The sequence below is a fragment of the Pseudomonas sp. P105 genome (assembly GCF_032614175.1).
Lineage (GTDB): Bacteria > Pseudomonadota > Gammaproteobacteria > Pseudomonadales > Pseudomonadaceae > Aquipseudomonas > Aquipseudomonas rhizophila.
The window spans coordinates 3,168,888-3,193,184 of record NZ_CP126693.1 but is presented as its reverse complement, the minus strand read 5'-3'; the positions used below and the strand labels follow the sequence as shown (position 1 = coordinate 3,193,184).

General features: G+C 61.8%; 22 protein-coding genes. 11 read left to right on the top strand and 11 right to left on the bottom strand.

The genetic code is table 11. The annotated features are described in order from the left end of the window. Nucleotides 1–117 precede the first annotated feature (117 nt). From QOM08_RS14370 to QOM08_RS14360, 3 genes are all read right to left on the bottom strand, one after another. The gene (locus QOM08_RS14370) at nt 118–1,854 is read right to left on the bottom strand and encodes a dipeptidase (protein ID WP_316911778.1); all 1,737 of its coding nucleotides are present in this window, start codon (nt 1,852–1,854) and stop codon (nt 118–120) included. Nucleotides 1,855–2,082: 228 nt separating this feature from the next. Then, complete coding sequence (locus QOM08_RS14365) at nt 2,083–4,083, bottom strand: U32 family peptidase (RefSeq protein WP_316911777.1); 2,001 nt, start codon at nt 4,081–4,083, stop codon at nt 2,083–2,085. Nucleotides 4,084–4,200: 117 nt separating this feature from the next. After that, a complete protein-coding gene (locus QOM08_RS14360; RefSeq protein ID WP_139050017.1) occupies nt 4,201–5,769 on the bottom strand; it encodes a sensor domain-containing diguanylate cyclase in 1,569 nt (522 codons plus the stop codon). Nucleotides 5,770–5,990: 221 nt separating this feature from the next. On the opposite strand from QOM08_RS14360, the gene QOM08_RS14355 reads away from it, so the two are divergent. Genes QOM08_RS14355 through QOM08_RS14345 form a run of 3 tightly spaced genes read left to right on the top strand, consistent with a single transcriptional unit; the run spans nt 5,991 to nt 7,395 of the window. Continuing rightward, nucleotides 5,991–6,557, top strand: coding sequence for a chalcone isomerase family protein (locus QOM08_RS14355; protein WP_047229156.1), 567 nt, complete (start codon nt 5,991–5,993; stop codon nt 6,555–6,557). Further along, a complete protein-coding gene (locus QOM08_RS14350; RefSeq protein ID WP_316911776.1) occupies nt 6,554–7,093 on the top strand; it encodes a DUF3833 domain-containing protein in 540 nt (179 codons plus the stop codon). Before QOM08_RS14355 ends, QOM08_RS14350 begins: the two co-directional genes overlap by 4 nt. After that, entirely contained in the window at nt 7,090–7,395 is a 306-nt protein-coding gene (locus tag QOM08_RS14345; RefSeq protein WP_047229154.1) for a DUF6482 family protein, read from the top strand. The genes QOM08_RS14350 and QOM08_RS14345 overlap by 4 nt, the downstream gene beginning before the upstream one ends. 28 nt (nt 7,396–7,423) lie before the next feature. Here the strand turns inward: QOM08_RS14345 and QOM08_RS14340 are convergent, their stop codons facing one another. Genes QOM08_RS14340 through QOM08_RS14315 form a run of 6 tightly spaced genes read right to left on the bottom strand, consistent with a single transcriptional unit; the run spans nt 7,424 to nt 12,389 of the window. Beyond that, complete coding sequence (locus QOM08_RS14340; RefSeq protein ID WP_047229153.1) at nt 7,424–7,912, bottom strand: DUF2878 domain-containing protein; 489 nt, start codon at nt 7,910–7,912, stop codon at nt 7,424–7,426. Continuing rightward, a complete protein-coding gene (locus QOM08_RS14335) occupies nt 7,912–9,180 on the bottom strand; it encodes an SAM-dependent methyltransferase (RefSeq protein WP_047229152.1) in 1,269 nt (422 codons plus the stop codon). The genes QOM08_RS14340 and QOM08_RS14335 overlap by 1 nt, the downstream gene beginning before the upstream one ends. Beyond that, nucleotides 9,152–9,967, bottom strand: a complete 816-nt coding sequence (locus tag QOM08_RS14330) for a DUF1365 domain-containing protein (protein ID WP_047229186.1) — start codon at nt 9,965–9,967, stop codon at nt 9,152–9,154. Before QOM08_RS14330 ends, QOM08_RS14335 begins: the two co-directional genes overlap by 29 nt. Then, nucleotides 9,964–11,211, bottom strand: coding sequence for an NAD(P)/FAD-dependent oxidoreductase (locus QOM08_RS14325; RefSeq protein ID WP_188250822.1), 1,248 nt, complete (start codon nt 11,209–11,211; stop codon nt 9,964–9,966). Before QOM08_RS14325 ends, QOM08_RS14330 begins: the two co-directional genes overlap by 4 nt. Nucleotides 11,212–11,214: 3 nt before the next feature. Further along, nucleotides 11,215–11,970: an SDR family NAD(P)-dependent oxidoreductase gene (locus tag QOM08_RS14320; protein WP_188250823.1), complete on the bottom strand. Its 756-nt coding sequence runs from the start codon at nt 11,968–11,970 to the stop codon at nt 11,215–11,217. Next, nucleotides 11,967–12,389, bottom strand: a complete 423-nt coding sequence (locus QOM08_RS14315; protein WP_047229149.1) for a nuclear transport factor 2 family protein — start codon at nt 12,387–12,389, stop codon at nt 11,967–11,969. The genes QOM08_RS14320 and QOM08_RS14315 overlap by 4 nt, the downstream gene beginning before the upstream one ends. Nucleotides 12,390–12,818: 429 nt before the next feature. Here QOM08_RS14315 and QOM08_RS14310 point away from each other — a divergent pair, with 429 nt between their 5' ends. From QOM08_RS14310 to QOM08_RS14275, 8 genes are all read left to right on the top strand, one after another. After that, nucleotides 12,819–14,159 carry a flavin-containing monooxygenase gene (locus QOM08_RS14310; protein ID WP_188250824.1) on the top strand — a complete coding sequence of 447 codons (1,341 nt, stop codon included), beginning with the start codon at nt 12,819–12,821 and terminating at the stop codon, nt 14,157–14,159. After that, nucleotides 14,159–14,569: a RidA family protein gene (locus QOM08_RS14305; RefSeq protein WP_003201555.1), complete on the top strand. Its 411-nt coding sequence runs from the start codon at nt 14,159–14,161 to the stop codon at nt 14,567–14,569. The genes QOM08_RS14310 and QOM08_RS14305 overlap by 1 nt, the downstream gene beginning before the upstream one ends. A gap of 12 nt (nt 14,570–14,581) precedes the next feature. Further along, on the top strand, nt 14,582–15,256 hold the full coding sequence (locus tag QOM08_RS14300) for a DUF1028 domain-containing protein (RefSeq protein WP_188250825.1): 675 nt from the start codon (nt 14,582–14,584) through the stop codon (nt 15,254–15,256). Beyond that, entirely contained in the window at nt 15,249–16,418 is a 1,170-nt protein-coding gene (argE, locus tag QOM08_RS14295) for an acetylornithine deacetylase (protein ID WP_188250826.1), read from the top strand. Before QOM08_RS14300 ends, argE begins: the two co-directional genes overlap by 8 nt. Before the next feature lie 15 nt (nt 16,419–16,433). Continuing rightward, nucleotides 16,434–17,927, top strand: coding sequence for an aldehyde dehydrogenase (locus QOM08_RS14290; protein ID WP_188250827.1), 1,494 nt, complete (start codon nt 16,434–16,436; stop codon nt 17,925–17,927). Nucleotides 17,928–17,993: 66 nt separating this feature from the next. After that, entirely contained in the window at nt 17,994–19,442 is a 1,449-nt protein-coding gene (locus tag QOM08_RS14285; protein WP_188250828.1) for an APC family permease, read from the top strand. Continuing rightward, a complete protein-coding gene (locus QOM08_RS14280) occupies nt 19,439–20,821 on the top strand; it encodes an aspartate aminotransferase family protein (protein WP_188250829.1) in 1,383 nt (460 codons plus the stop codon). The genes QOM08_RS14285 and QOM08_RS14280 overlap by 4 nt, the downstream gene beginning before the upstream one ends. A 50-nt stretch (nt 20,822–20,871) precedes the next feature. Then, complete coding sequence (locus QOM08_RS14275; protein ID WP_188250830.1) at nt 20,872–21,912, top strand: ABC transporter substrate-binding protein; 1,041 nt, start codon at nt 20,872–20,874, stop codon at nt 21,910–21,912. A 27-nt stretch (nt 21,913–21,939) separates the two neighbouring features. Here the strand turns inward: QOM08_RS14275 and QOM08_RS14270 are convergent, their stop codons facing one another. Next, nucleotides 21,940–22,851 carry a LysR substrate-binding domain-containing protein gene (locus QOM08_RS14270; RefSeq protein ID WP_107322443.1) on the bottom strand — a complete coding sequence of 304 codons (912 nt, stop codon included), beginning with the start codon at nt 22,849–22,851 and terminating at the stop codon, nt 21,940–21,942. 210 nt (nt 22,852–23,061) lie between these two features. Further along, nucleotides 23,062–24,264 carry an NAD(P)/FAD-dependent oxidoreductase gene (locus tag QOM08_RS14265; RefSeq protein WP_316911775.1) on the bottom strand — a complete coding sequence of 401 codons (1,203 nt, stop codon included), beginning with the start codon at nt 24,262–24,264 and terminating at the stop codon, nt 23,062–23,064. Nucleotides 24,265–24,297: the final 33 nt, after the last annotated feature.

Genomic DNA, 24,297 nt, shown 5'->3' with positions numbered 1-24,297 from the left:
GGCGAGGGGATTTATCCCCGCTGGGCTGCGTAGCGGCCCCAAGATTTGCGGTCGCTGCGCAACCGAGCGGGGATAAATCCCCTCGCCACATTAACGCCCATTTTCCCGGACAGGGGATCACAACTTCGGCAACTGTCCGATCCGCCCCATCATCTCGGTCACGATCTGCAGGTCCAGAAGAAACTGCTCGACCGTCTTGAACTCGTTGTCGTTATGCCCGGTGTACTTGACGTCGGGCATGGCCAGGCCGAACTGCACGCCGTTGGGCAAGTCATGAACCGAAGTGGCGCCAGCGGAGGTGCCGTACTTGTGCTCCATGCCGAGGTTTTCGCTGGCCACGGCCAACAGTGCCTTGACCCATTCACCGTCCGGGTTGCGATACATCGGCTCATCGATTGAATAATCGAACGCCACGGCGACCTCCGTCTTCTTGCTCCAGGCGGCCAGTTTGTCGGTGATTTCAGCCTTGATCGCTTCCGTCGGCTTGCCCACCGGCACGCGCAGATTGACGGCCAGCTTGAAGGCTTTGTCATCCATGCCGACATACGTCAGGGAAGCGGTCAGCGGCCCCATGAAGGCGTCGGAAAAGCCAATCCCCAGTTTGCTTCCCAGGTAGTCCAGGCCCCAGTTGTCGGCGGCATAGCGGGCGGCATCGGTGATGTGGTTGTGCTTGAGCGCAACCTTGCCCTCGAGGCTGTTGATGAAGTCCAGCATCCTCGCCACCGGGTTGACCCCGGACTCTGGTTCTGAGGAATGGGCGGAGACGCCTGTGAAGGTCAGTTTGACGTCCTTACCGACGACCGCGGTGGTCACCTGGAAGTCGCCGCCATTGCCCTTGGCATACGCGGAAGCGGCTTTTTGCAGCGTCGCGGCCAGTTCAGCAGGCTGATCGCCCACGAAGGTAGCGACCGATGTGGACGGAATCTGATTGGTGGCCAGGCCACCGGTCATCGCCGTGATCTCAGCGCCTTTGCCCTGGGCCGCACGCCGGGCGAAGTTGGCCATGACGGTGCCATAGCCTTTTTCGGCAATCACCACCGGGTAGCCGCCATCCAGCGCCAGGTTGTAGTTGGGGGTTGGGTTGCGCTCGAAGTAATAGGGGATGGCGTCGCCGGTGGTTTCCTCGGTGGTGTCTACCAGCAGTTTGAAATTCCTCGCCAGCGGCAGCTTTTCTTCCTTGATGATCTTCATGGCGTACAGCGCCACGACAATGCCGTTCTTATCATCTTCGGTGCCCCGCCCGTACATGCGGTCGCCCACCAGGGTGACCTTGAACGGATCCAGACGAGTGCCGTCTTTCAATACCCAGTTTTCCGGGGTCACCGGCACGACGTCGGCATGGGCGTGAATGCCCACGACTTCGTCGCCACTGCCATGCAGTGAAATCTCGTAGACGCGGTTGTCGATGTTGCGAAAGTCCAGGTTGAAGGCTAGGGCAAGGCGCTTGATCTTGTCCGCGATCTTGAGGAACTCGGGGTTCTCGTGCTGGGCAACACCGTCCTTGCGAAAGGTCGGGATCGCCACCAGTTCGCGCAGGGTTTCGGTAGCGGCGTTGCCGTATTTCACCCGTGCATAGAGGCCGAGCAGACGATGAATTTCGTTCTGCTGCTCAGCCGTAAGGGGTTTGTTGTCGAGGAACGTGCTGATGGCCGGGCCGAGCTTGGCGGTTTCGGCCAACTCACTCCTGGCCACATTTCCCAGGAACTGCCTGAAGTCGGTGACGGAGGTGTCAGCGAGGGTTTTGACCAGGGCCGAACTCTGTTGCGCAGTGATATTGGCCAAGGCGGGCGGGGTGATCGACGCGAGGCTGGACAGCAGGGTGGCCATGGCCAGGTGCTTGAGGGACAAGTTCATTGGTAGAGGCATTCCTTTGCAGACGGTGGGAAAGAAGTGACTGATTGATGGAACACTCACTTACAACCTAGCACCGAGAAGGACCTGCCGGGAGTTTTGTAATCAACATTAATGCATGCCGATCCATTGCTATCGCGAGCAGGCTCGCTCCCACAAGGGATTAGGGGTGGTCACACGATCTTGTGTCCACTTTGCAATCCCTGTGGGAGCGAGCCTGCTCGCGATAGCTTAATGCGGCGCGCGAGGGATCGTCTTGAGCAGGTCTTCCGGGCTGATGTGACCGACGATGGGCTCCGCGCTGCTGCCCGGCAGCGGCAGGTCGAGGATGTGCCCCTTGATCTTGCCGACCACATGCATCTCGCAGGGTTTGCAGTCGAACTTCAGCGTCAGCACCTCGTCACCATGGATCAACTGCATCGGCGCAACCTTGGTGCGCACGCCGGTGACGCCCTTGGCCTGCTTGGGACAGAGGTTGAACGAGAAACGCAGACAGTGCTTGGTGATCATCACCGGCACTTCACCGGTTTCTTCGTGGGCTTCGAACGCCGCATCGATCAGTTTCACACCGTGGCGATGATAAAAATCCCGGGCCTTCTGGTTGTAGACGTTGGCCAGGAACGACAGGTGCGACTCCGGGTACACCGGCGGAGGATTGGTCTCGGCCTTGCGCCCCCCTCGGGGATGGGCCTCGACACGGGCGGTGGTCAGGGCTTCGATGACTTCGCGGCGCACTGCCTTGAGCTGCGAGTTGGGAATGAAATACGCCTGGGGCGCATCCAGCTCGATGGCGGTGGCGTGGTACTCGGTGGTGCCCAGTTGGCCGAGCAGGTCGTGCAGTTGCTCCAGCGCCTGCTCCGGCTTGTTCGCCAGGCCGAATGGCCCGTCCAGGCTGACGCTGGCGCTGACGCCTTCCTCGCTGGTAGCAGTCAGCTCCAGGCGCTCTTCACGCAGGCGTGCGACCCAGGCAACGCCCACCCGGCGCTCGGCGGAGGTCTTGAGCAGCGCTTGCTGCCAGTTGTGGTCCAGGTTACGACTCAGCGGGTGGTTGGGGCGTAATGTGTGCAACCCTGCCGGCATTTCATTGGGCTCGACGCGGTAGCGGTAACGCTTCTGGCCGTCTTCCTCGAATTCGCCCTTGGGCTCGGCGATGTTGGCGCGAAAACCCACCACTTCACGCTTGACCAGCACGTTGAGGCCATCGCCGTTGGACAGCGGATCAAAGGTCACGACTTGCAGGTCGCGCTTGCCGACTTTCCCCACCACGCCCACCGGCACGCCGGTAAAGGTCGGGGAATCGAAGGCGCCGATGTCGATCTTGCGCTCGCTGACGAAGTAGTCGGTGCTGCCGCGGTGGAACGTCTTCTCCGGGTCGGGCAGGAAGAAGTGCGCGGTGCGACCGCTGGAGGCGCGGGCCAGGTCCGGACGGTCTTCGAGGACATCGTCCAGGCGCTGGCGGTAGTAGGCGGTGATGTTCTTCACATAGCCCATGTCCTTGTAGCGTCCTTCGATCTTGAACGAACGCACACCGGCTTCGACCAGGGCGCGGATGTTGGCGCTCTGGTTGTTGTCCTTCATCGACAGCAGGTGCTTCTCATAGGCAACCACCCGGCCCTGATCATCCTTGAGGGTGTAGGGCAGGCGACAGGCCTGGGAGCAATCACCACGGTTGGCGCTGCGGCCGTTCTGGGCGTGGGAGATATTGCATTGGCCGGAAAACGCCACGCACAGCGCGCCGTGGATAAAGAACTCGATGGCCGCGTCGGTTTCGTCGGCGATGGCGCGGATTTCCTGCAGGTTCAACTCCCGCGCCAGTACCAGTTGGGAGAAACCGGCCTGATCAAGGAACTTTGCCCGTGCCAGGGTACGGATGTCGGTCTGGGTGCTGGCGTGCAGTTCGATCGGCGGGATGTCCAGTTCCATCACCCCTAGATCCTGGACGATCAAGGCATCGACACCCGCATCGTACAACTGGTGGATCAACTGGCGGGCCGGCTCCAGTTCGTTGTCATGCAGGATGGTGTTGATCGTGGTGAACACCCGGGCGTGGTAGCGATGGGCGAACTCCACCAACCGGGCGATATCACTCACCTCGTTACAGGCGTTGTGACGCGCGCCGAAACTCGGGCCACCGATGTACACGGCGTCAGCGCCATGCAGGATGGCCTCGCGGGCGATGGTCACGTCGCGGGCGGGGCTGAGCAATTCCAGATGATGTTTGGGCAAGGACATTTGTTTTTAGTCAGGCTGATCACGGTCGAAGCGCGCATTGTAGCCGCCAGGCGCCCGGCCGGCACCTGTGGACTTGGATTTGCGCGATATGACCGATATGCGGCTTCGCCCCGTGGGTCATCCCGGCGAAGCATCAGGGCTGCACCAGCGGTTTCTCCCGGTGTTTTTTGCCAGATACAAGAACGCATCAGCGGCCTTGATCAGCATGGCCGGGGTCACGTCCTCGGTGCTTGGCCGGCAGGTGGTGATGCCCGCGCTGGCGGTGACCAGGCCCAAGGGATGGTCGCCGTGTTCGATGTTCAGCGCCCTGATGGACTCCAGAATCTCTTGTGCGATCGTGGCGGCCCCCGCGCTGTGGGTGTCGGGCAGCAAAATGGTGAATTCTTCACCCCCGTAGCGCACCGCCAGGTCGCCGGGCCGTTTGATCGCTTGCTGGATCGCCCCCGCGATCGCGCGCAGACAGTCGTCCCCGGCAGCATGGCCGTATTTGTCGTTGTAGCGTTTGAAGTAATCGACATCAAGCATGATCAAGGCCAAGGAGGCGTGCTGACGCCTGGCCCGGCGAATCTCATCGGCCAATGCAATGTCCAGCCGTCTGCGGTTGCCCAAACCGGTCAGGCTGTCGGTCAGTGCCATGTCCCGCATGGTTTGGTGGGCGCTGCGAATCTGTTTCTCCATGGTCATTCTGTAGCGCAACTGGCTCAACACGATCAGCCCGAAGCCGACGAGTATCACGATCAGGAATATCAGTACGAAGCCGGTCTTGAGCAGATCGTGACGCCAGGGGGTGATGATCGATTCGCGAGACAATCCGGCCTCGACCACCAGCGGATAAGTGGTCAAGGCTCGGTAGCCATAAATGCGTTCAGTGCCGTCGACGACGGCCCTGGCCTCGGCGACGCCCTGATTGGAGTTGGGCAAGTGGTCACGGAAGATCACGCTATTGACCAGGCTCTTGCCGACCACCGAGGCGACGAAGGGCCGCCGGACCAGAATCGTGCCATCTCGCAGGGCCAGGACCAGGGCTCCCTTGTCGTCGATCTTGAAGTCGCCGTAGTAGTCCACGAAATAGCTGACCTTGACCGTTCCCAGCAACACACCGGCGAACGAGCCGTCAGGATTGTTCAAGCGGCGGGAGATGGGGATGATCAGGTCATTGGTGGATCGGCTCCTGATCACTTCGCCGATCCGCACGCTTCGGTCCTCGTGGGTGCGGTGATACTGGAAGTAGTCGCGGTCGGCATTGTTCGCCGAGTCTGGCGTTGTTTGCTTGTCTGTCACTATCCACTGCCCGTCGGGGCCGTAGATAAACAAACCGTGCAACTGCGGCATGATGGCCGACTGTTGCACCAGCAGTTTATGGATGCGCGGGATGTCGATGTTCTGCAGGCCATCGCCTTCCACTCGCTCGCTGAGTGCTGCGGTCACCACGTCCACTTGCCGGATGGTGTCTTCGGCGTGCTGGGCCGTCGCTCGCGCCAGGTTTGTCACCGAATCGCGGGCCGAGGCAAAGGCAGAGCGATAGTCACGCCATGTTCTCCAGCCTTCAACGGCCAGGAACACCATCACCACCACCAGCATGAAAGTGATGGTGAGCCGCAGGGCAGCTCCGGCCCGCGCTACCTGAGGGGGAAAGGATTCGTCAGCACTTTCTTTCTTTAGCTGCGGCCGTTCACGTCCGAGCATTAACATTTCCTTCTACAGCAGCGCGACTGCGCATTATTAGGGCGCAGGCTACCTTATCCGATAACAGGACGTTAGCTGAAGGATTCGAGGCAGGCACAGATCGCCAAAGCACGGGTGGATATAAAAGGCCATAACTCGCAAATCCACTCAAAAAAGCTGTACAAACCATACTTCATGTACAACTATTGAGCGACCTTCGGCAATCCAGTGATGTTTTTTCAATGGCAAGGTCGTTTGCGTTCAAGAAAAGCCTGAGCCGGTTCATGGCCTGCGTTTTGGTGCTTTACGCCAGCCAGGCTCTGTGCGACTGGCGCACGGTACTGCCTGACGCCCGTCTGGTGGGGCAAGCCGATTATTCCTGGTACGGGTTCGATCTCTACCAGGCCAGGTTATGGAGTGCGACCTTGCAACCCAGCCTGGAAACGCCGCTGGCACTTGAGCTGAATTACCGCCGCACGATCAGCAAGCAAACCTTGGTGCAAGCGAGCATCGAGGAGATGCGCCGAATCGCGGGTAAATCCCTGGACCCAGTACAGCTCGACAGCTGGAGCGATGACATGCGGCGGTCCTTCGTCGACGTCAGGCCAGGCAGTCAAATCACCGGGCTTTACCTGCCCGGCAAGGGTTGCCGCTTTTATGTCGACGGGCGCTTGACCCATGAAGTCGCCGACTCATCGTTCGCTCGAAGTTTCTTCGCCATCTGGCTCGATCCCCGCACCCGGCATCCGGAGTTGCGGCAACAGCTGCTGGGGCTCAATAACGCGCGCGTAGGGGGGCAAACACCATGACTCGGCTAATGGTTGGACTGCTTTTAATGATGAGTTTTACCAGTTGCGGGAACGTGAATGTCGATCGTTATGCCGACCAGCAACCGCAGCTGGATCTGGTGCGCTTCTTCAGTCAGCCAATCAAGGCCTGGGGCATCTATCAAAAACGTTCCGGCGAGGTCATCAAGCGTTTCGAGGTTGAGATATTGAGTCACCGTGAAGGTGAACAGCTGATTCTCGATGAGCGCTTTCTCTACAGTGATGGCAGCCGACAACGGCGCGTATGGACGCTGACCCCCGATGGCCCGGGGCTCTGGCGCGGTCGCGCCGACGATGTGATCGGCGAGGCGCGGGGAGAGGTGGCCGGCAACGCGCTGCGCTGGCGCTATCGATTGAACCTGCCAGTAGACGGATCGACTTACGAAGTGACTTTTGACGACTGGATGTACTTGATGGACGAAGACACGATGATCAACCGCTCGAGCATGAGCAAGTTTGGCGTCGAGTTGGGCCAGGTCACGCTGTTTTTCCGTCGTCAGGGCGGGGGCGCGCCATGAACCTGCAAACCCTGATCGAGCTGGCCATCGAAGGCCGGGTACACGAGCTGGAGTTATGGTCGCTGGAGGGCGGTATCTACGTGTTGCGTGCGCGACTGGACCGCGGGTTTCGTACGTTGCTCGACGACTCCGGACGAACATTGCATTTGCGATCCACCACCCATTTGCGTGAGTTGCTGCGTGACGCGCCGCGGTTACCCTGCATGTTGGTACAGCATGTCGTTCACGACGAAATGTGTGGCCAGCGCGAGGGGCCGATAGAGCCTTTGCGTGTGCCACTTTTTCTGGATGAACCTTGGTAATAATGTTCGCCTGGCGCGGGTTCTGACCTCAGTGGGGATCAGCCAGGCGCAACGCCAACGGCAGCCAGAGCGCCCACAAGGGCGCTAGCACCAGAGCGGTTCCCACGATGCCAAGCGGCAGCGCAACGCCGGCCAGTGGAGCGCCTGCGCAATAGGCCAGCGGACCGCCGACCATGCCCACCAACGCACCGCGCCAAACAGGCTGTACGGCCCAGGCCAGGCTGTGCCGCAAGCTTGTGGCAAACACCAGCCAGAGCAGCGCAAGCCAGAGGGGCAGGGCGGTCTGAGCGAATCCGAACAGACCCAGCACACCCAGGCTCCAGTCCAGCACCATGCCGCACAACCCCACGCGCATCACTGCACGCAACTCGGCCCGGGGCTGTGGGCAGAAGCTCAGGTGAGCCAGCAATCCTGCCGCCACAGCCAGGAGCCACCAGGCATTCTGCGCACCCAGTACACAACCCCACCAGCCCAACTGGACCCAGAGTGCGTTGACGATCAGGCCCGCGCGACTCATCAAGCCTCCCGCCGCTCCAGCAAAGAGAGCTGACGCGCCCCGGGAGCGGCAAAGAGCAGTTGCGCGACGCCGATGGCACGCTCCTGGAATCCGCCTTCGCAGTAACACAGGTAGAACTCCCACAGGCGTTGGAAGGTTTCGTCGTAACCCAGCTCCAGCAGCGCTTGGCGTGATTGCCGGAAGTTCTCGTGCCAGTGCTTCAGCGTGCGGGCGTAGTGCGCGCCGAAGTCTTCCAGGTGCAGCAGGTTGAGCGGTGTTTGACGGCTGGCGGTGTTTAGCAGAACGGACAACGATGGCAGCGCGCCGCCGGGAAAAATATGCCGCTGGATGAAGTCCACCGAGCGGCGTGCCTGCTCATAACGCTGGTCGCGAATGGTGATGGCTTGCAGCAACATCAGGCCGTCATCCTTGAGCAGAGCGCAGCAGCGTCGGAAGTATTCGGGTAAATAGCGATGACCGACAGCTTCGATCATTTCGATCGAGACCAGCTTGTCGTAGCGCCCCTCCAGATCGCGATAGTCCTTGCACAGCACCTCAATGCGCTGCTGCAGACCCAGTGCCTCGACGCGCCGGCAGGTATGGGCGTACTGCTCGTGCGACAACGTTGTGGTGGTCACCTTGCAGCCATATTGGCTGGCAGCATAAATCGCCAGGCTGCCCCAGCCGGTGCCGATTTCCAGTAGGTGGTCGCCGGGGCGCAGGTCGAGCTTGCGACAGATGCGTTCGAGCTTGTTGAGCTGGGCTTCTTCCAGGCTTTGTTCGGGGCTTTCGAACATGGCGGCCGAGTACATCATGGTGGGATCGAGCAAACGCTCGAACAAGTCATTGCCCAAGTCGTAATGGGCAATGATGTTGCGCCGAGAGCCGCGCCGGCTGTTACGGTTGAGCCAGTGCAGCCAACGCAGCACCGGGCGGCCGAGGCGAGCCAGACCACTGTCCATCGCATCGAGCACGTCCAGGTTGGCGACGAACACGCGGGTCACCGCCGTCAGGTCGTTGCTGCGCCAGTACCCCTGGATATAGGCCTCACCGGCGCCGATCGAACCGTTACTGGCGAGCATGCCCCAGACGGCGTCGTCAAGAATTTCGACTTCGGCCTGCAGAGCACTGGCCGGATCGCCGAAGTTTAGCGATTCCCCATCGAGCAGCAGGCGCAAGTGGCCTTGGCGCAGGTGTCGTAATTGGCCGAGGGCGACTTGCTTGAAGACGCCGCCGTTGAACAGGCGAAAGCTGCCGGCCTTAGTAACGCTCAGGGTGGGTTCGGGCATGGTCGGGGTCCTTGTGGGCGGTTTCGCCGACGCTCAGGCCGTTTTGGCTGGCCTGATGGTCGTGCAGGGGCGTGCGTTTGAAGAGCAGGCGCAGGGCCTGCCAGTAAATGGCGCTCAAGGTGCGCAGGCTCATCCACGGGAAGGCCAGGAAGTGACGACGCACAGCCGCGGCATCGAGAGGTTGGCGTTTGAGCGCAAGGTCGGCCTCGAACACCTTGCTGCCATCGCGCCAGTTCTCCATATGCACCCGGATATGTGAGTCCGCGATCAGAAAGCGCATGCGGTAGTCCATGTCCCGAGGCAGGAACGGTGATACATGGAACGCCTTGGCCACCCGGAACGCATGGGGTTCACCGGGGCTTACCGGCAACACATAGTGATAGCGCTCGCGCCATGGGGTGTTGCGGACCTCACAGAGAATGGCCGCCAGACGCCCATCGGTTTCGTGGCAGAAATAGAAACTCACCGGATTGAAGGACAGCCCCCAACTGCGCGGTTGGGTCAGCAGCTGGATTGCGCCTTGGGGCGCGGTGCCCAGGGCCTGGGCAAGCAATTCGCGCACCGCGTCGACCAAGGGGACGCCCAGACGTGTGCGAGCGGGCAGGTAATCGCGCTCGCGCCAGCACAGCGGTGCCAAGGGCCACCCCCGCAGCAGGCGGGACAGACCCAGCACCTGGCTTTGTTCGGCGAGGTCCAGATAAAGCATGCCGATGGGGTATCGGAATCCATGGGCGCGGGGTGAATAGCGGCGATGGTCGATCCAGCCGCGGCACAGGCTGCTATTCAAAGGTATTCTCCAAAATGCCCGGCCACATCCAGCCCACTGACCACACCGTCTTCGTGGAAACCATTGGCCCAATAGGCGCCGCAGAAATAACTGTGCTGACGCCCTTGCAGATCACCCTGGCGAGCCTGGGCGACGACGCCGGCGAGGCTGTATTGCGGATGCGCATACTCGAAGCGAGCCAGGACCTTGGCCGGATCCACCACGTCACTCTGATTGAGGCTCACGCAGAAGGTCACCGGGGCGTCCAGACCCTGGAGGATGTTCATGTTGTAGGTCAGCGCAGCAGGCGCTCGCACCGAACCACCCAGTCGGTAATTCCAACTCGCCCAGGCCTGGCGGCGCTGCGGCAAGACACCGGTGTCGGTATGCAGCAGTACTTCGTTGCTGGCGTAGGCCAGGGCACCGAGCACCTCACGCTCTGCTTTGCTTGGCGTTTCAAGCAGCGCCAGGGCCTGGTCGCTGTGGCAGGCAAACACCACTTTGTCGAAACGCTCAAGTCCCGCCGCGCTGAGTATGTTCACCCCTGTCGCGTCGCGGCTCACGCGCTGCACCGGGCAGTTGAGCCGGATATGCTGGCGAAAGTGCGCGCATAACGGGTCGATATAACCGCGCGAGCCGCCCTCGATCACTCGCCATTGTGGGCGTCGGTTGACCGATAGCAGGCCGTGGTTATGGCAGAAGCGCACGAAGAACTGCAGCGGAAACTCCAGCATTCTGGCAGGTGACATCGACCAGATCGCCGAGCCCATGGGCACGATGTAGTGGTCGATGAACCGTTGTCCATAATTGTGGACATGCAGGTAATCGCCCAGCCGGGTGGTGCTGTCGATGCGCTGCGCCTTCAAGTCGGCCGTGGCCTGCCGGTTGAATCTGAGGATGTCCTGCAACATGCCCCAGAAGCTCGGCGACAGCAGGTTGCGTCGTCGGGCGAAAAGGCTGCGCAGGGTATGCCCCTTGTACTCCTGGCCGGTGGCCGGGTCATGCACCGAAAAGCTCATTTCAGTGGCACGGGAAGTCACGCCCAACTGATCCAGCAAGCGGATGAAGTTCGGATAGGTCCAGTCGTTGTAGACAATGAAACCGGTGTCTACACCATAACGCTGGCCTTGCCATTCCACGTCCACGGTGTGGGTGTGGCCGCCGATCCGGTCGTCGGCTTCGAACAGGGTGATCTGGTGCTGGCGAGCCAGCAGGTACGCGCATGTCAGCCCGGATATGCCGCTGCCAATGATTGCGATGCGCATGTTTCAAGACTCCTGGGAAGAGCGTCCCAGGCGCCTGCCAAGGGCCAGGCGCCAACGGGCGGGCAAGCGTCCGAGCAGGCGCAGGACGAAGGTGAAGGACCATGGGAAAGCGATGTCCAGCGGTCGCGCGGGCAGGCGCTGGGCGATATGCTGCGCCGCGCGTTGTGCCGACCAGCGCATGGGCATCGGAAAGTCATTGCGACGGGTCAGCGGAGTGTCGACGAATCCGGGGCTTACCAAGGTGACATCGATGCCCTCGGCGGCCAGATCGATGCGCAACGATTCGAACAAATAGCGCAACGCCGCCTTGGACGCGCCATACGCGCCGGCACGCGGCAAGGCCAGCCAGGTCACCGCGCTGCACACCCCCACCAAATGCGGGCGTTGGCCTCGGCGCAGCAAGGGCAGGGCGGCTTCCAGGCAGTGGCTGGTGCCCAGTAGGTTGGTGGTTAGTACCCGTTCGACCAGTCGCGTGTCGAAGTGCCCCGGCTCCAGGTATTCGCAGGTTCCGGCATTGAGAATCACCAGGTCCAGCGCCCCCCATCGAGCGTCGATGGTCCGGCAGATATCGGCCACTTGCGCTGGATCGGTCAGGTCTCCCGGCAGCACCAGGACCTGATCCTCATAGCGAGTCGCTAACGCTTGAAGGGGGGCGACCTGGCGCGCACTCAGCGCCAGACGGTGTCCTTGCTCAAGAAGCTGCGAGGCCAATGCTGCACCGATACCGCTACTGGCGCCGGTCAACCAGATGCGACTCATGCCAGCCTCCGCTTCAGCCAGCCGATCACCGAGCCAAACAGTGGAAGGTGCTCGTAGAGCAGGGCACCGGCGTCGAAGAAGTCCTGGTGCAGGTAGACCCGTTCGTTCCAGCGCAAATAACTGCAGCCTTGCAGGGAGATAAGTGCGCCGCCGGCCAGACGTGGGTGGCTGTAATGCAGCGTCCAGCGTAGATAGCCCTCGCCGGGGCCGACCTCATCAAAGCCATGAAAGTCGTAGCGCACCTGATCGACGTTGGCATACATCTGCGCGAAGTAGTTGCGCAGGGCAGGCAGGCCTTCGATCCGATGCAATGGGTCCTGGAACTTAATGTCAGCGCTGTAGAGGGTATCGAGCTCGGCCAGGTGACTGGCGTCCAGCTCGGCGAAGGCGCGGGCAAAACGCTGGAGGTAGGCAGACATGTCAGGCTCCGAATTATTGTACAGGTAGTTATTCCTGTACAAGTTTTCGAAGCCTACTGCACGACTTGTACGTTTTAAAGTGTTTTGTATAGGTATTTGTAAATTTGTATAACTTTGCTGCTGAACGAGCCCGGTCATGATCGGGCTCGGCTGGTTCAGTGCAACGGCTGAATGTCAGTCAAGTGCGTTGCAGAAAACACGAATCGCTTCGCAGGCCTGGCGCAAAGACGCATCGTCCAGGGCGTAGGCGATATAGCAGTTTTTTCCTTGCCTGCAACGATAAAAACCCTCGTTTCGCAAATTCCCGCCTGCCGACAGAATCGCTTCGACACCTCTTGTCGATCGTCGCAAACGCAGAACTACAAAAAATCCAAACCCGAGGCGGCGTCATGCCGGCCTGAACCATCCCACTGCCGGAAGTGCACAGACATGCCCGTTGAGACCCTACAGACAGATACGCTTGTTATAGGCGCCGGCCAGGCCGGCGTGGCCATGAGTGAACATTTGAGCCGCCAGGGAGTGCCTCATCTTGTGGTGGAGCGCAACCGCATTGCCGAGGCCTGGCGCACCGCGCGTTGGGATTCGCTGGTGGCTAACGGCCCGGCCTGGCATGACCGCTTTCCGGGGCTGCAATTCCAGGGGCTCGACCCTGATGCCTTCGCCACCAAGGATCAAGTGGCCGATTACTTCCAAACCTATGCCAATACAATCAACGCACCGATCCGCACCGGTGTGGAAGTCAGGGAGGTACAGCGTAATGTCGGCCGCCCAGGCTTCAGCATTGAAACCAGCGAGGGCCCGATCGAGGCCATCCACGTGGTGGTCGCCACCGGGCCCTTTCAACGGCCGGTGATTCCACCTATCGCCGCGGATATGGCGCAAGTCACCCAGATGCACTCCGCCCAATACCGCAATCCCCGGCAACTGGCCGAGGGCGCTGTACTGGTGGTCGGGGCGGGCTCGTCGGGGGTACAGATCGCCGATGAGTTACAGCGCGCTGGCAAGCAGGTCTACCTCTCGGTGGGCGCCCATGATCGCCCGCCACGGGCCTATCGCAACCGGGATTTCTGCTGGTGGCTGGGTGTGCTCGGCGAGTGGGATGCGGAGGCCGTCCAGCCGGGCAGGGAGCATGTGACCATCGCCGTGAGCGGTGCCCGCGGCGGCCATACAGTGGACTTTCGCAGGCTGGCCCATGAGGGCATCACCCTGGTGGGCCTGACGAAGTCGTTCAACGGTAGCGTCGTGACGTTTGAACCCAACCTTGCCGAAAACATTGCCCGTGGCGATGAAAACTACCTGGCGCTGCTGGATGCCGCCGATGCCTACATTGCCCGCAACGGCCTGGACCTGCCGCCGGAGCCAGAAGCCCGCCGGCTGTTGCCTGACCCGCACTGCCTGACCCATCCGATCCTGGAACTGGATCTGGTGGACGCTGGGGTGACCACCGTGATCTGGGCCACTGGCTACTCGGTGGATTACAGCTGGCTGAAGGTCGACGCGCTGGACGCTAACGGCAAGCCACGGCACCAGCGGGGTGTTTCCAGCGAACCGGGTGTGTATTTCGTCGGCCTGCCCTGGCTGTCACGGCGCGGGTCGGCGTTCATCTGGGGCGTGTGGCACGACGCCCGGCATATCGCTGACCACATCGTGAAACAGCATACCTATCTCAACTATCGAGACGCTTCGCAGCGCCAGAACGACGACGTTCAAGCCCCGGCGCTCGATAGCGATTCGAACAGTTCGAAAACCAGCCTCATGGGAGTCCGTTGATGCCTACCCACACTCGCATCCGCATGTTCAACACCAAAGACACCTATCCCAACCAGACGCTGGACAACGACTTGTGCCAGGCCGTGCGCGCCGGCAACACCGTCTACGTGCGCGGTCAGGTTGGCACTGATTTCAACGGCCAGTTGGTAGGTCTGGGCGATCCGCGTGCCCAGGCTGAACAGGCCATGCGCAACGTCAAGCAATTGCTGGAAGAGGCCGGCAGCGACCTGAGCCACATCGTCAAGACCACCACTTACCTGATCGACCCGCGCTATCGCGAGCCGGTGTACCAGGAGGTGGGCAAATGGCTCAAAGGGGTGTTCCCGATTTCAACCGGACTGGTGGTCAGCGCCCTCGGCCAACCGCAATGGCTGATGGAAATCGACGTGATCGCAGTGATCCCCGAATAAGGAGAGTGGAGCATGACTTTTTCCATTGTCGGGCGTTGCGCCGAGACGGGCCAGTTGGGCATCGCCATCAGTTCCTCGAGCATTGCCGTCGGCGCCCGTTGCCCCTGGTTACGGGCCGGTGTCGGCGCGGTGTCGAGCCAGAACATCACGCTGCCGGCCCTGGGTCCGCAGATCCTCGACGAACTGGCCGGTGGCCTGGCCGCCCAAGAGGCTGTCGAGCGCGCCCTGGCGCGCAATGGTTACAGCCAGTACCGCCAGGTGGCGGTGGTGGATGCCCACGGGCGCACGGCGATTTTCAGCGGCAGCCACGCCTTGGGCACCCATCACGCGCTGGCCGGTGAGCAATGCGTGGCGGCCGGCAATCTGTTGGCCAGTGTGGGCGTGATCGACGCCATGGTTGCCGCATTCGAGCACAGCGAAGGTTGTCTTGCCGCGCGCCTGTTGAGTGCGTTGCAGGCCGGGCAGAGCGCAGGTGGTGAAGCCGGAGCGGTGCATTCTGCGGCGCTGTCGGTGGTGGATGAACTCACCTGGCCGATCGTCGATTTGCGTGTCGACTGGGCCGAGGAAAACCCCATTGCTGAGCTGGAAAAACTGTGGCTGGCCTATCAGCCGCAACTGCAGGACTACCTGACCCGCGCCCTCGATCCGACCCTGGCCCCCAGCTACGGAGTGCCGGGTGATGAGTGAGCTGCGCAGCCGCGCACTGCTCGCCAGCCTGGTGGGCTTTGCCACGGTCAGTCGTGAGTCGAACCTGGCGCTGATCGAGTTCGTGCGTGGCTACCTCCACGGTCTGGGCGTGAGTTGCGAACTGATCTACAACCCCGAGCGGACCAAGGCCAACCTGCTGGCGAGCATCGGCCCAGCGGTGCCCGGTGGGGTCGTGCTGTCCGGTCATACCGATGTAGTGCCGGTGGACGGACAGCACTGGACGGTCGATCCGTTTTGCCTGAGCGAGGCCGGCGGCAAGCTGTACGGCCGGGGCACCGCCGACATGAAAGGCTATTTGGCTTCAGTGCTGGCGGCGGTGCCGATGTTCCTCGCCAGCCCGCTTCGCCGGCCCGTGCATCTGGCGTTCTCCTATGACGAAGAGGTCGGTTGCCTGGGCGTGCGCAGCCTGCTGCAAGTGCTGGCGCAACGCATTCCCCAGCCTGCCTTGTGCCTGATCGGCGAGCCTACCCAACTCCAACCGGTGTTGGGCCACAAGGGCAAGTTGGCGATGCGTTGCCATGTCAAAGGGGCGGCCTGTCATTCGGCCTATGCGCCCTACGGGGTGAACGCCATCGAACAGGCAGCGCGCCTGATCAGTCGGTTGGGGGAGATCGGCGCGAATCTGGCCGAACCTTCACAGCACGATGCGCGCTTCGATCCGGCGTACTCCACGGTGCAGGTGGGCGTGATCCAGGGCGGTACCGCGTTGAACATCGTCCCGGCCGATTGCCGCTTCGATTTCGAAGTGCGCGCCTTGCCGGATTTCGCCCCAGAAGTCGTCGTCGAGCAATTGCGCGATTACGCCGAGCAGGCGCTGCTGCCAGCGATGCGGGCCGTGCAAGACGACACCGCGATCCGGTTTGAACCACTGTCTGCCTACCCGGGCCTGGCAACCCGACCTGACAGCGCCGCCGCGCGTCTGGTGGCCGAGCTGTGCGGCAGTGATGCCTTCAACACCGTGGCTTTCGGCACCGAAGGCGGCCTGTTTGATCAGGCCGGAATCCCAGCGGTGGTCTGCGGCCCCGGAAGCATGGAGCAGGGGCACAAAGCCGATGAATACGTGAGCGTTGAACAGATGGCGGCCTGCGACCGATTGATGGATCGCCTGGCGAGCCATCTCAGCGAACCCAACGACTTCTGAGACAAGGAAATTGCGGTGAACGATTTCAATGATTGGAAAACCCGGGCCGCGCAACTGCGCCTGAGGGATGAAGCCCTGATTGACGGCTTGCCTCATGAGGCAGTCGATGGCACGCGGTTGCAGGTCATCAACCCCGCCACCGGACAACGGTTGGCGAACGTGGTGACTTGCGGTGAACAAGACGTCGATCTTGCTGTGCTCAGCGCCCGCAAAGCCTTCGAACAGGGGCCGTGGGCACGCATGGCACCGGTCGAACGCAAAGCGGTGCTGCTGCGTCTGTCGCAATTGATGTTGGCCCACCGCGAGGAGCTGGCGCTGCTGGACTCGCTGAGCATGGGCAAACCGGTCATGGATGCCTGGAATATCGACGTGCCCGGCGCAGCTCACGTGTTCGCCTGGTACGGCGAAAGCCTCGACAAACTCTACGACCAGGTCGCGCCTTCGGCGGCGAATGTCCTGGCTACCATCACGCGGGTGCCGCTGGGTGTGATTGCGGCGGTGGTGCCGTGGAATTTTCCGCTGGACATGGCCGCCTGGAAGCTCGCCCCGGCACTGGCCGCGGGCAACAGCGTGGTGCTCAAGCCCGCCGAGCAGTCGCCGTTTTCGGCCTTGCGCCTGGCCGAACTGGCCCTGGAGGCAGGGTTGCCGCCAGGGGTGCTCAACGTCGTGCCGGGCCTGGGTGAGCAGGCGGGGCGGGCGCTGGGTTTGCACCCGGATGTCGATGCACTGGTGTTCACCGGCTCTACCGAGGTAGGCAAGTACTTCATGCAGTACTCGGCGCAATCGAACCTCAAGCAGGTTTGGCTGGAGTGCGGTGGCAAGAGCCCGAACCTGGTGTTCGCCGATTGCCAGGACCTGGATCTGGCGGCGCAAAAGGCCGCATTCGGGATTTTCTTCAACCAGGGTGAGGTGTGCTCAGCCAACTCACGGTTGCTTGTGCAACGTTCGATCCACGATGAATTCGTCGAGCGCTTGATCGACCAGGCACAGCGCTGGCAGCCAGGCAATCCACTTGACCCATCAAGCCGCGCCGGAGCCATCGTCGACACCCGCCAGACCGCGCGAATCATGCGGTACATCGAACAGGCTCAAGCCGAAGGCGCGCGGCTGGTCTGCGGCGGTCGCCAACTGAACTTCGAGGGTTCCAGCAACTTCATCGAGCCAACGATTTTTACCCAGGTGACCCCCGCGATGCAGCTGGCGCGCGAAGAGGTGTTCGGGCCAGTGCTGGCGATCAGCGCATTCGAGGATGAGGAGCAAGCGATCGCCATGGCCAATGAACATATCTATGGGTTGGCGGCATCGCTATGGACCGATGACCTGAACCGCGCCCATCGCGTGGCGCGCCGACTGAGCGCCGGCACCGTTTCGGTGAACACCGTGGATGCGCTGGACGTCACGGTGCCCTTTGGGGGTGGCAAGCAGTCGGGGTTCGGTCGCGACCTGTCACTGCATTCGTTCGACAAGTACACGCAACTCAAGACGACGTGGATTGAGCTGCGTAGCTGACGGCCGCTCCACAGGCTTCCCCCTTAATCGATTTGTTCTCCCTAAAACAAGAAAACGGAGCAACCGATGGACAGTTCCTCAAGCGTGCAGTTACAAACCGCTCTCCCATCGCGCAGTGGCCCGCGTCGACGCCTGGGCCTGAGTGCCCTGTTGGCGGTGGCCGTGGGCCTGGTCGTTTCCCAGGGCGTCATGGTGCTGATGCTGCAAGGCGCCGGGATCGCCGGCATGGGTTTTATCATACCGCTGGCCTTGGCCTGGCTGCTGGCCTTGAGTTACGCCTGTTCGTTTTCCGAATTGGCGCTGATGATTCCTCGCGCCGGTAGCTTGAGCAGTTACACCGAAGTCGCCATCGGCCAGTTCCCGGCGATTCTGGCGACTTTCTCCGGCTACGTGGTGGTGGCGATGTTTGCCCTGTCGGCAGAGTTGTTGCTGATGGAGTTCATCATCGAAAAGGTCTACCCGCATTCGATGCCACCGCTGAGCGTCGCCCTTGGCGTGCTGTGCCTGTTCACCGTGCTCAATCTGTTCAACATCGATATTTTTTCGCGGCTGCAGACCGTGTTGGCGCTGGTGATGACGGTCATGCTGCTGGTCATGGGCCTCGGCGCGCTGACAAGCGAAGGCGTCAGCAACGTATCGACGCTGGTGGCGACTGCTGGCTGGAACCCGATGGGGCTGGGGGTGATTGCCCTGACGGCACTGGCCGTGTGGGGGTTTGTCGGGGCTGAGTTCGTCTGCCCGCTGGTGGAGGAGACGCGGCGCCCCGAGCGTAATATCCCGGCATCGATGATGATCGGTCTGACCGTGATCTTCGTCATCATTTGCCTGTACTGCCTGGGGGCCTTGCTCACCGTTCCGCAGGCCGAGCTGGCCAGTAACGGTCTGCCGCATTATCTGTTCGCCACCACCGTGTTCGGCGAGGCGGGGCAGGTGTTCCTGGTGACTGCCGCCATTACCGCTACGTGCAGCACACTCAACAGTTCCCTTGCAGCTATTCCGCGGATGTTGCTGGGCATGGCCCGCAGTGGCCAGGCGTTCGGGGTATTCAAGTTGCAGGGCAAGCGCAGCGGGGCGCCATGGGTGGCGGTGCTGTTCGTGGCACTGGTCACCGGCCTGCCGCTGTTGCTGATGCACGACAACTCCGACGCGATCAACCTTCTGCTGCTGGCTGCCGCGTTGGCCTGGTTGCTGGCTTACATCATTACCCACATCAACGTGATCGCTTTGCGCCGGCGTTACCCGCACGTGCACCGGCCATTCCGCACCCCGTTCTACCCCTTGCCGCAGTTGTTCGGCATCGCCGGCATGCTCTTTGCCATCTGGCATGTTTCCCCCAGCCCCGAAATGACCGTTCCGATCTTCACCAGCGCCGGTGCGGTGCTGGGCATCGTCTCGCTGATTGCGGTGGTGTGGGTCAAGTGCGTGATGGGTAAACCGCTGTTCAAGCCTGAGCCGCTGGCACCCGCCCAAGGCATCGATACCGACAAGATCAACAAGCAAGGAGACCTGCAATGAACGCACCATCGAACCCACCCCGCAGCACCCGCGAGTATCAGGCGCTGGACGCGGCGCACCATATCCATGCGTTCCTCGATCAGAAGGCCCTCAATGCCGAAGGGCCCCGGGTGATCGTGCGCGGCGAAGGCCTGGCGTTGTGGGACAACGACGGCAAGCGCTATCTGGATGGTATGTCGGGCCTGTGGTGCACCAACCTGGGTTATGGGCGCCAGGACCTGGCCGCCGCGGCGAGCCGTCAGCTGGAGCAGTTGCCGTACTACAACATGTTCTTCCACACCACCCATCCCGCGGTGGTGGAACTGTCGGAACTGCTGTTCAGCCTGCTGCCGGGGCACTACAGCCACGCGATCTACACCAACTCCGGCTCCGAGGCCAACGAGGTGCTGATTCGCACGGTGCGTCGCTACTGGCAGATCCTCGGCAAGCCACAGAAGAAAATCATGATTGGCCGCTGGAATGGCTACCACGGTTCGACTCTGGGCGCCTCGGCCCTGGGAGGCATGAAGTTCATGCACGAAATGGGCGGGGTGATCCCGGATGTGGCGCACATCGATGAACCGTACTGGTTTGCTCATGAAGGCGACCTGACGCCGGCAGAATTCGGCCTGCGCGCCGCGCGCCAACTGGAGGAGAAGATTCTCGAACTGGGCGCCGACAATGTCGCCGCGTTCGTGGCCGAACCTTTCCAGGGTGCCGGCGGCATGATCTTCCCGCCCGAGAGTTACTGGCCTGAAATCCAGCGTATTTGCCGCCAGTACGACGTGCTGTTGTGCGCTGACGAAGTGATCGGCGGTTTCGGCCGTACCGGTGAGTGGTTCGCCCATGAATATTTCGGTTTCGAACCCGACACCCTGTCCATCGCCAAGGGCCTGACCAGCGGCTACATCCCCATGGGCGGCCTGATTCTCTCCAAGCGCATGGCTGAGGTGCTGGTGGAGCAGGGCGGGGTGTTCGCCCATGGCCTGACCTACTCCGGGCACCCGGTGGCAGCAGCCGTGGCGATTGCCAATCTCAAGGCGCTGCGCGACGAAGGCATTGTCACTCAGGTCAAGGAGGACACCGGGCCGTACTTGCAGCGTTGCCTGCGGGAAGCCTTCGAGGGTCACCCGCTGATTGGCCAGATCCAGGGCGCCGGGATGGTGGCGGCGCTGCAACTGGCCGAGGACAAGGACAGTCGCAAGCGCTTTGCCAATGAGAACGAGATGGCCTGGCAATGCCGCACTTTTGGTTTTGAGGAAGGTTTGATCATCCGCTCCACCCTGGGCCGGATGATCATGGCCCCGGCGCTGGTGGCCAGCCATGCCGACATCAACGAACTGGTCGACAAGACCCGTATTGCTGTAGATCGCACCGCCCGCGCTTACGGTCGCCTCTGAGTCCCGTCGCCGGCTCGTGCGGGCGAGCCGGCCTTTCGAGGAACCGCTTCATGTCCAGATCCTTGCGTTGCAATATCGCGTGTGCCCTGGTGCTGCTGAGTAGTAGCGTCCTGGCCGCGCCACAGAGCCTCACCGTGATCTCCTTTGGTGGCGCCACCAAGCAGGCCCAGGACAAGGCCTACTTCCAACCCTTCAACGCCAGCGGTGCAGGAAGCATTGTCGCCGGCGAATACAATGGCGAGTTATCGAAGATCAAGGCCATGGTCGCGGCCGGCCACACCAGTTGGGATGTGGTCGAAGTCGAAAGCCCCGAGCTGTTGCGCGGTTGTGAGGAGGGCCTGTTCGAAAGACTCGATCTGAGCGCCTTGGGTGATCCGGCGAATTTTGTGCCGGGAACACTCACCGAATGTGGCGTGGCCACGTATGTCTGGTCGATGGTCCTGGCCTATGACCAGAGCAAGTTGGCCAAGGCCCCCAAGTCCTGGGCGGATTTCTGGAACGTCACCGAATACCCGGGCAAGCGCGGGTTGCGCAAGGGGGCCAAGTACACCCTGGAAATTGCCTTGCTGGCCGACGGGGTCGAGGCGCAGGAGTTGTACAAGGTGCTCAACACCCCCGAAGGCGTGTCGCGGGCGTTCGCCAAGCTGGACCAGATCAAGTCGAACATCCAGTGGTGGGAGGCCGGTGCGCAACCGGCGCAGTGGCTGGTGGCGGGGGACGTGGCGATGAGCGCTGCCTACAACGGTCGTATCGCTTCGGCGCAAAAGGAAGGCATGAAGCTGAGCATCGTCTGGCCGCAAAGTCTGTATGACCCGGAGTACTGGGCGGTGGTCAAGGGCACGCCGAACAAGGTCCTGGCCGAGCAATTCATTGCCTTTGCCAGCCAGCCGCAGGCGCAGAAGGTGTTCTCGGAAAACATCCCTTATGGGCCGGTGCATCGCAAGGCGCTGGCGTTGTTGCCTGGAACAGTCCAGGAGCAGTTGCCTACCGCCGAGGCCAACCTGGCCGAAGCCCGGGCCGTGGATGCCGAGTTCTGGGTTGACCATGGTGAGGAACTGGAGCAGCGCTTCAACGCCTGGGCCGCTCGCTAGTCACAACGTTCCATATCAATGGCTGGCTCAGGCCAGCCATTGTTTGAACTGTTCTTTGCAGTAATCCACGAACAACTGCGCAGGTTTGGTCAGGTGCGCGCGCTTGAGCCATCCTGCCACCAGGGCCGAACCGGTGACGTCCTCGGCGATGTTGACGCACACCACTTGCTGCCCATCGTAGGTGCAGGTGGAATGTGGCCGGGTTACCAGCAGCGCAAAACCGAACGATTGCCCGACCATGCCGCGCACCATTTCGATCGAGGGTGAGCTGAAAACAATGTTCGGTGTCAGGCCCAACTCCTCGAATATGCTCACGAAATAGGTCCGGCTGGGTTGCACGTCCAACAGAATCATCGGCTCCAGCGCCAGATCGCGCAGGGACACCTGAGCCTGGCTGGCAAAGCGGTGCTCCGCCGGCAGCAGCGCGTAGGGTCGTTGCGGCGCCATCAGCGCCTCGGTCTCGATGGTGCCGTCGAGGTCGTGCTCATAAAAAATCGCCAGATCAAAACGGCCCCCCGTCAAACCTTGCACCAGTTCCTGTTGCTCGCCGTCCTGTAGACGGATCTCCACGCCGGGGTAACGCTGGCGAAAACCGGCGATCAATCGTGGCAAGTACAGGGGCGCGACAGTCTCGAAACAGCCAATGTCGATCTGACCGCTGACCACGTCGTTGTCGGCCAGTGCGTTCTGCTCGAACTCTCGCGCCATGCGCAGCAACTCCTGGGCTTTGCGGTAGAAGCGAGCGCCGCTGGGGGTTAGCGACACACCCTGGGCGTGGTGACGGATGAGCAACTGCACGCCGAAACTGTCTTCCAGCCCTTTGACGGCGGTCGCAATCGAGGGCTGGGCGATGTACAGCTTGCGGGAGGCTTCGGCGACGCTGCCACATTCGACGGTGGTGACGAAGTACTTCAGCTGACGCAAGGAATAGGACGCCACGGCACACCTCGATCCGGATGATTTTTGCCTACCTTACCTTGTGCACAGAGGGCAGTGGGCGGGCATTGCGACGGATTTTACTGGGCAGTGACGATATTCAGGCTGGCTTGGGGATGAGCGCCTGAAAAAAACGCCTGCCCAAGCATCATCGGCAGGCGTCTGGGAAAGACCGGCGCAGAAAGGAGGGACTGGCCGGGGTCGGAAACGGACTCAGGCCACCGGGATCAACGGGTCGGCGGCGGCCAGGGCGGTCGCGCGATCAGCCGCGGGCGGATAGATCCACACGGTGTTGATCTGGGTCTTGAGCTCCTTGGCTTCCTGCCCGACCAACTTGAGCTGGCGATCCCAACCTTCGGTATACACCGCGCCCCAGGCACCCAGGTCCAGACAGGTCACGTACTTGGGTTGGCTATAGGCCATCGGCGCGACGCCCAACAAGTCGGCCGCGACGTTGTTGCCGGCATAGCGGCCCAGGGCTATGGCGTGCTGGCAGGACATGGCCGCGTAGTTACCCAGGGTGTCGGTGGCGGCATAGGCCACGTCGCCGCTGGCAAATATGTCGTTCTGGCCCAGGACTTTCAGGTTGGCATCGACGTGCAGGCGACCCTGGCGATCGCGAGTGCCGGGTATCTGTTGGGTCAACGGACTGGCGCGGAACCCCACGGTCCAGATCACGGTATGGGACTCGATACGCTGGCCGCTCGACAGGGTGACGCCACCGGCATCCACCGATTCGACCGAGTCGTTGACGATCCACTCGATACCCAGATGCTCGGACGCTTGGACAATGGACGGACGAATGCCGTCGCCCAACGCTACGCCGATCTGCGACCCGCGATCCACCACGATGACCCGGATGTTAGCGTCTTCACCCAGGACCGCGCGCAGGCGCGCGGGCATTTCGGTGGCGGTTTCGATCCCGGTAAAGCCGCCGCCAGCCACCACCACGGTGTTGCGGGCCGCGCTGTCCGGAAGATTTTGCAGGGACTTGATATGGGCTTCGAGGCGGGTTGCCTGTTCGATTTCATCAACGTCGAAGGCATGCTCGATCATGCCTTCAAGGTCTGGGCGGACCAGTTGGCTGCCCGCCGCGAGCACCAGACGGTCGTAGCCCAGGCTGCCCTCGGTGCCGAACACATCCACGTAGCCAACCTGTTTGTTGTCGACATCGATACGGCTCGCCGAACCTTGTACGAATTTCACGCCCACCGCGTCGAACAGACTACCCAGCGGGGCGGCCATGGTGTGGACGTCCGGCTCATAGAAACGAGGACGGATGCGCAGCTCAGCCTGGGGGGCCAGGACGCTGATCTGCACGTCATTACGATCGTGTTGGTCCAGCAGCCGGGCGGCGCTCAATGCGCTCCAGACCCCGCCGAAACCTGCGCCAACAACCAGAATATGTTGTTTCATGATGAGCTCCCGAAGACAAAATCGATACGTTGA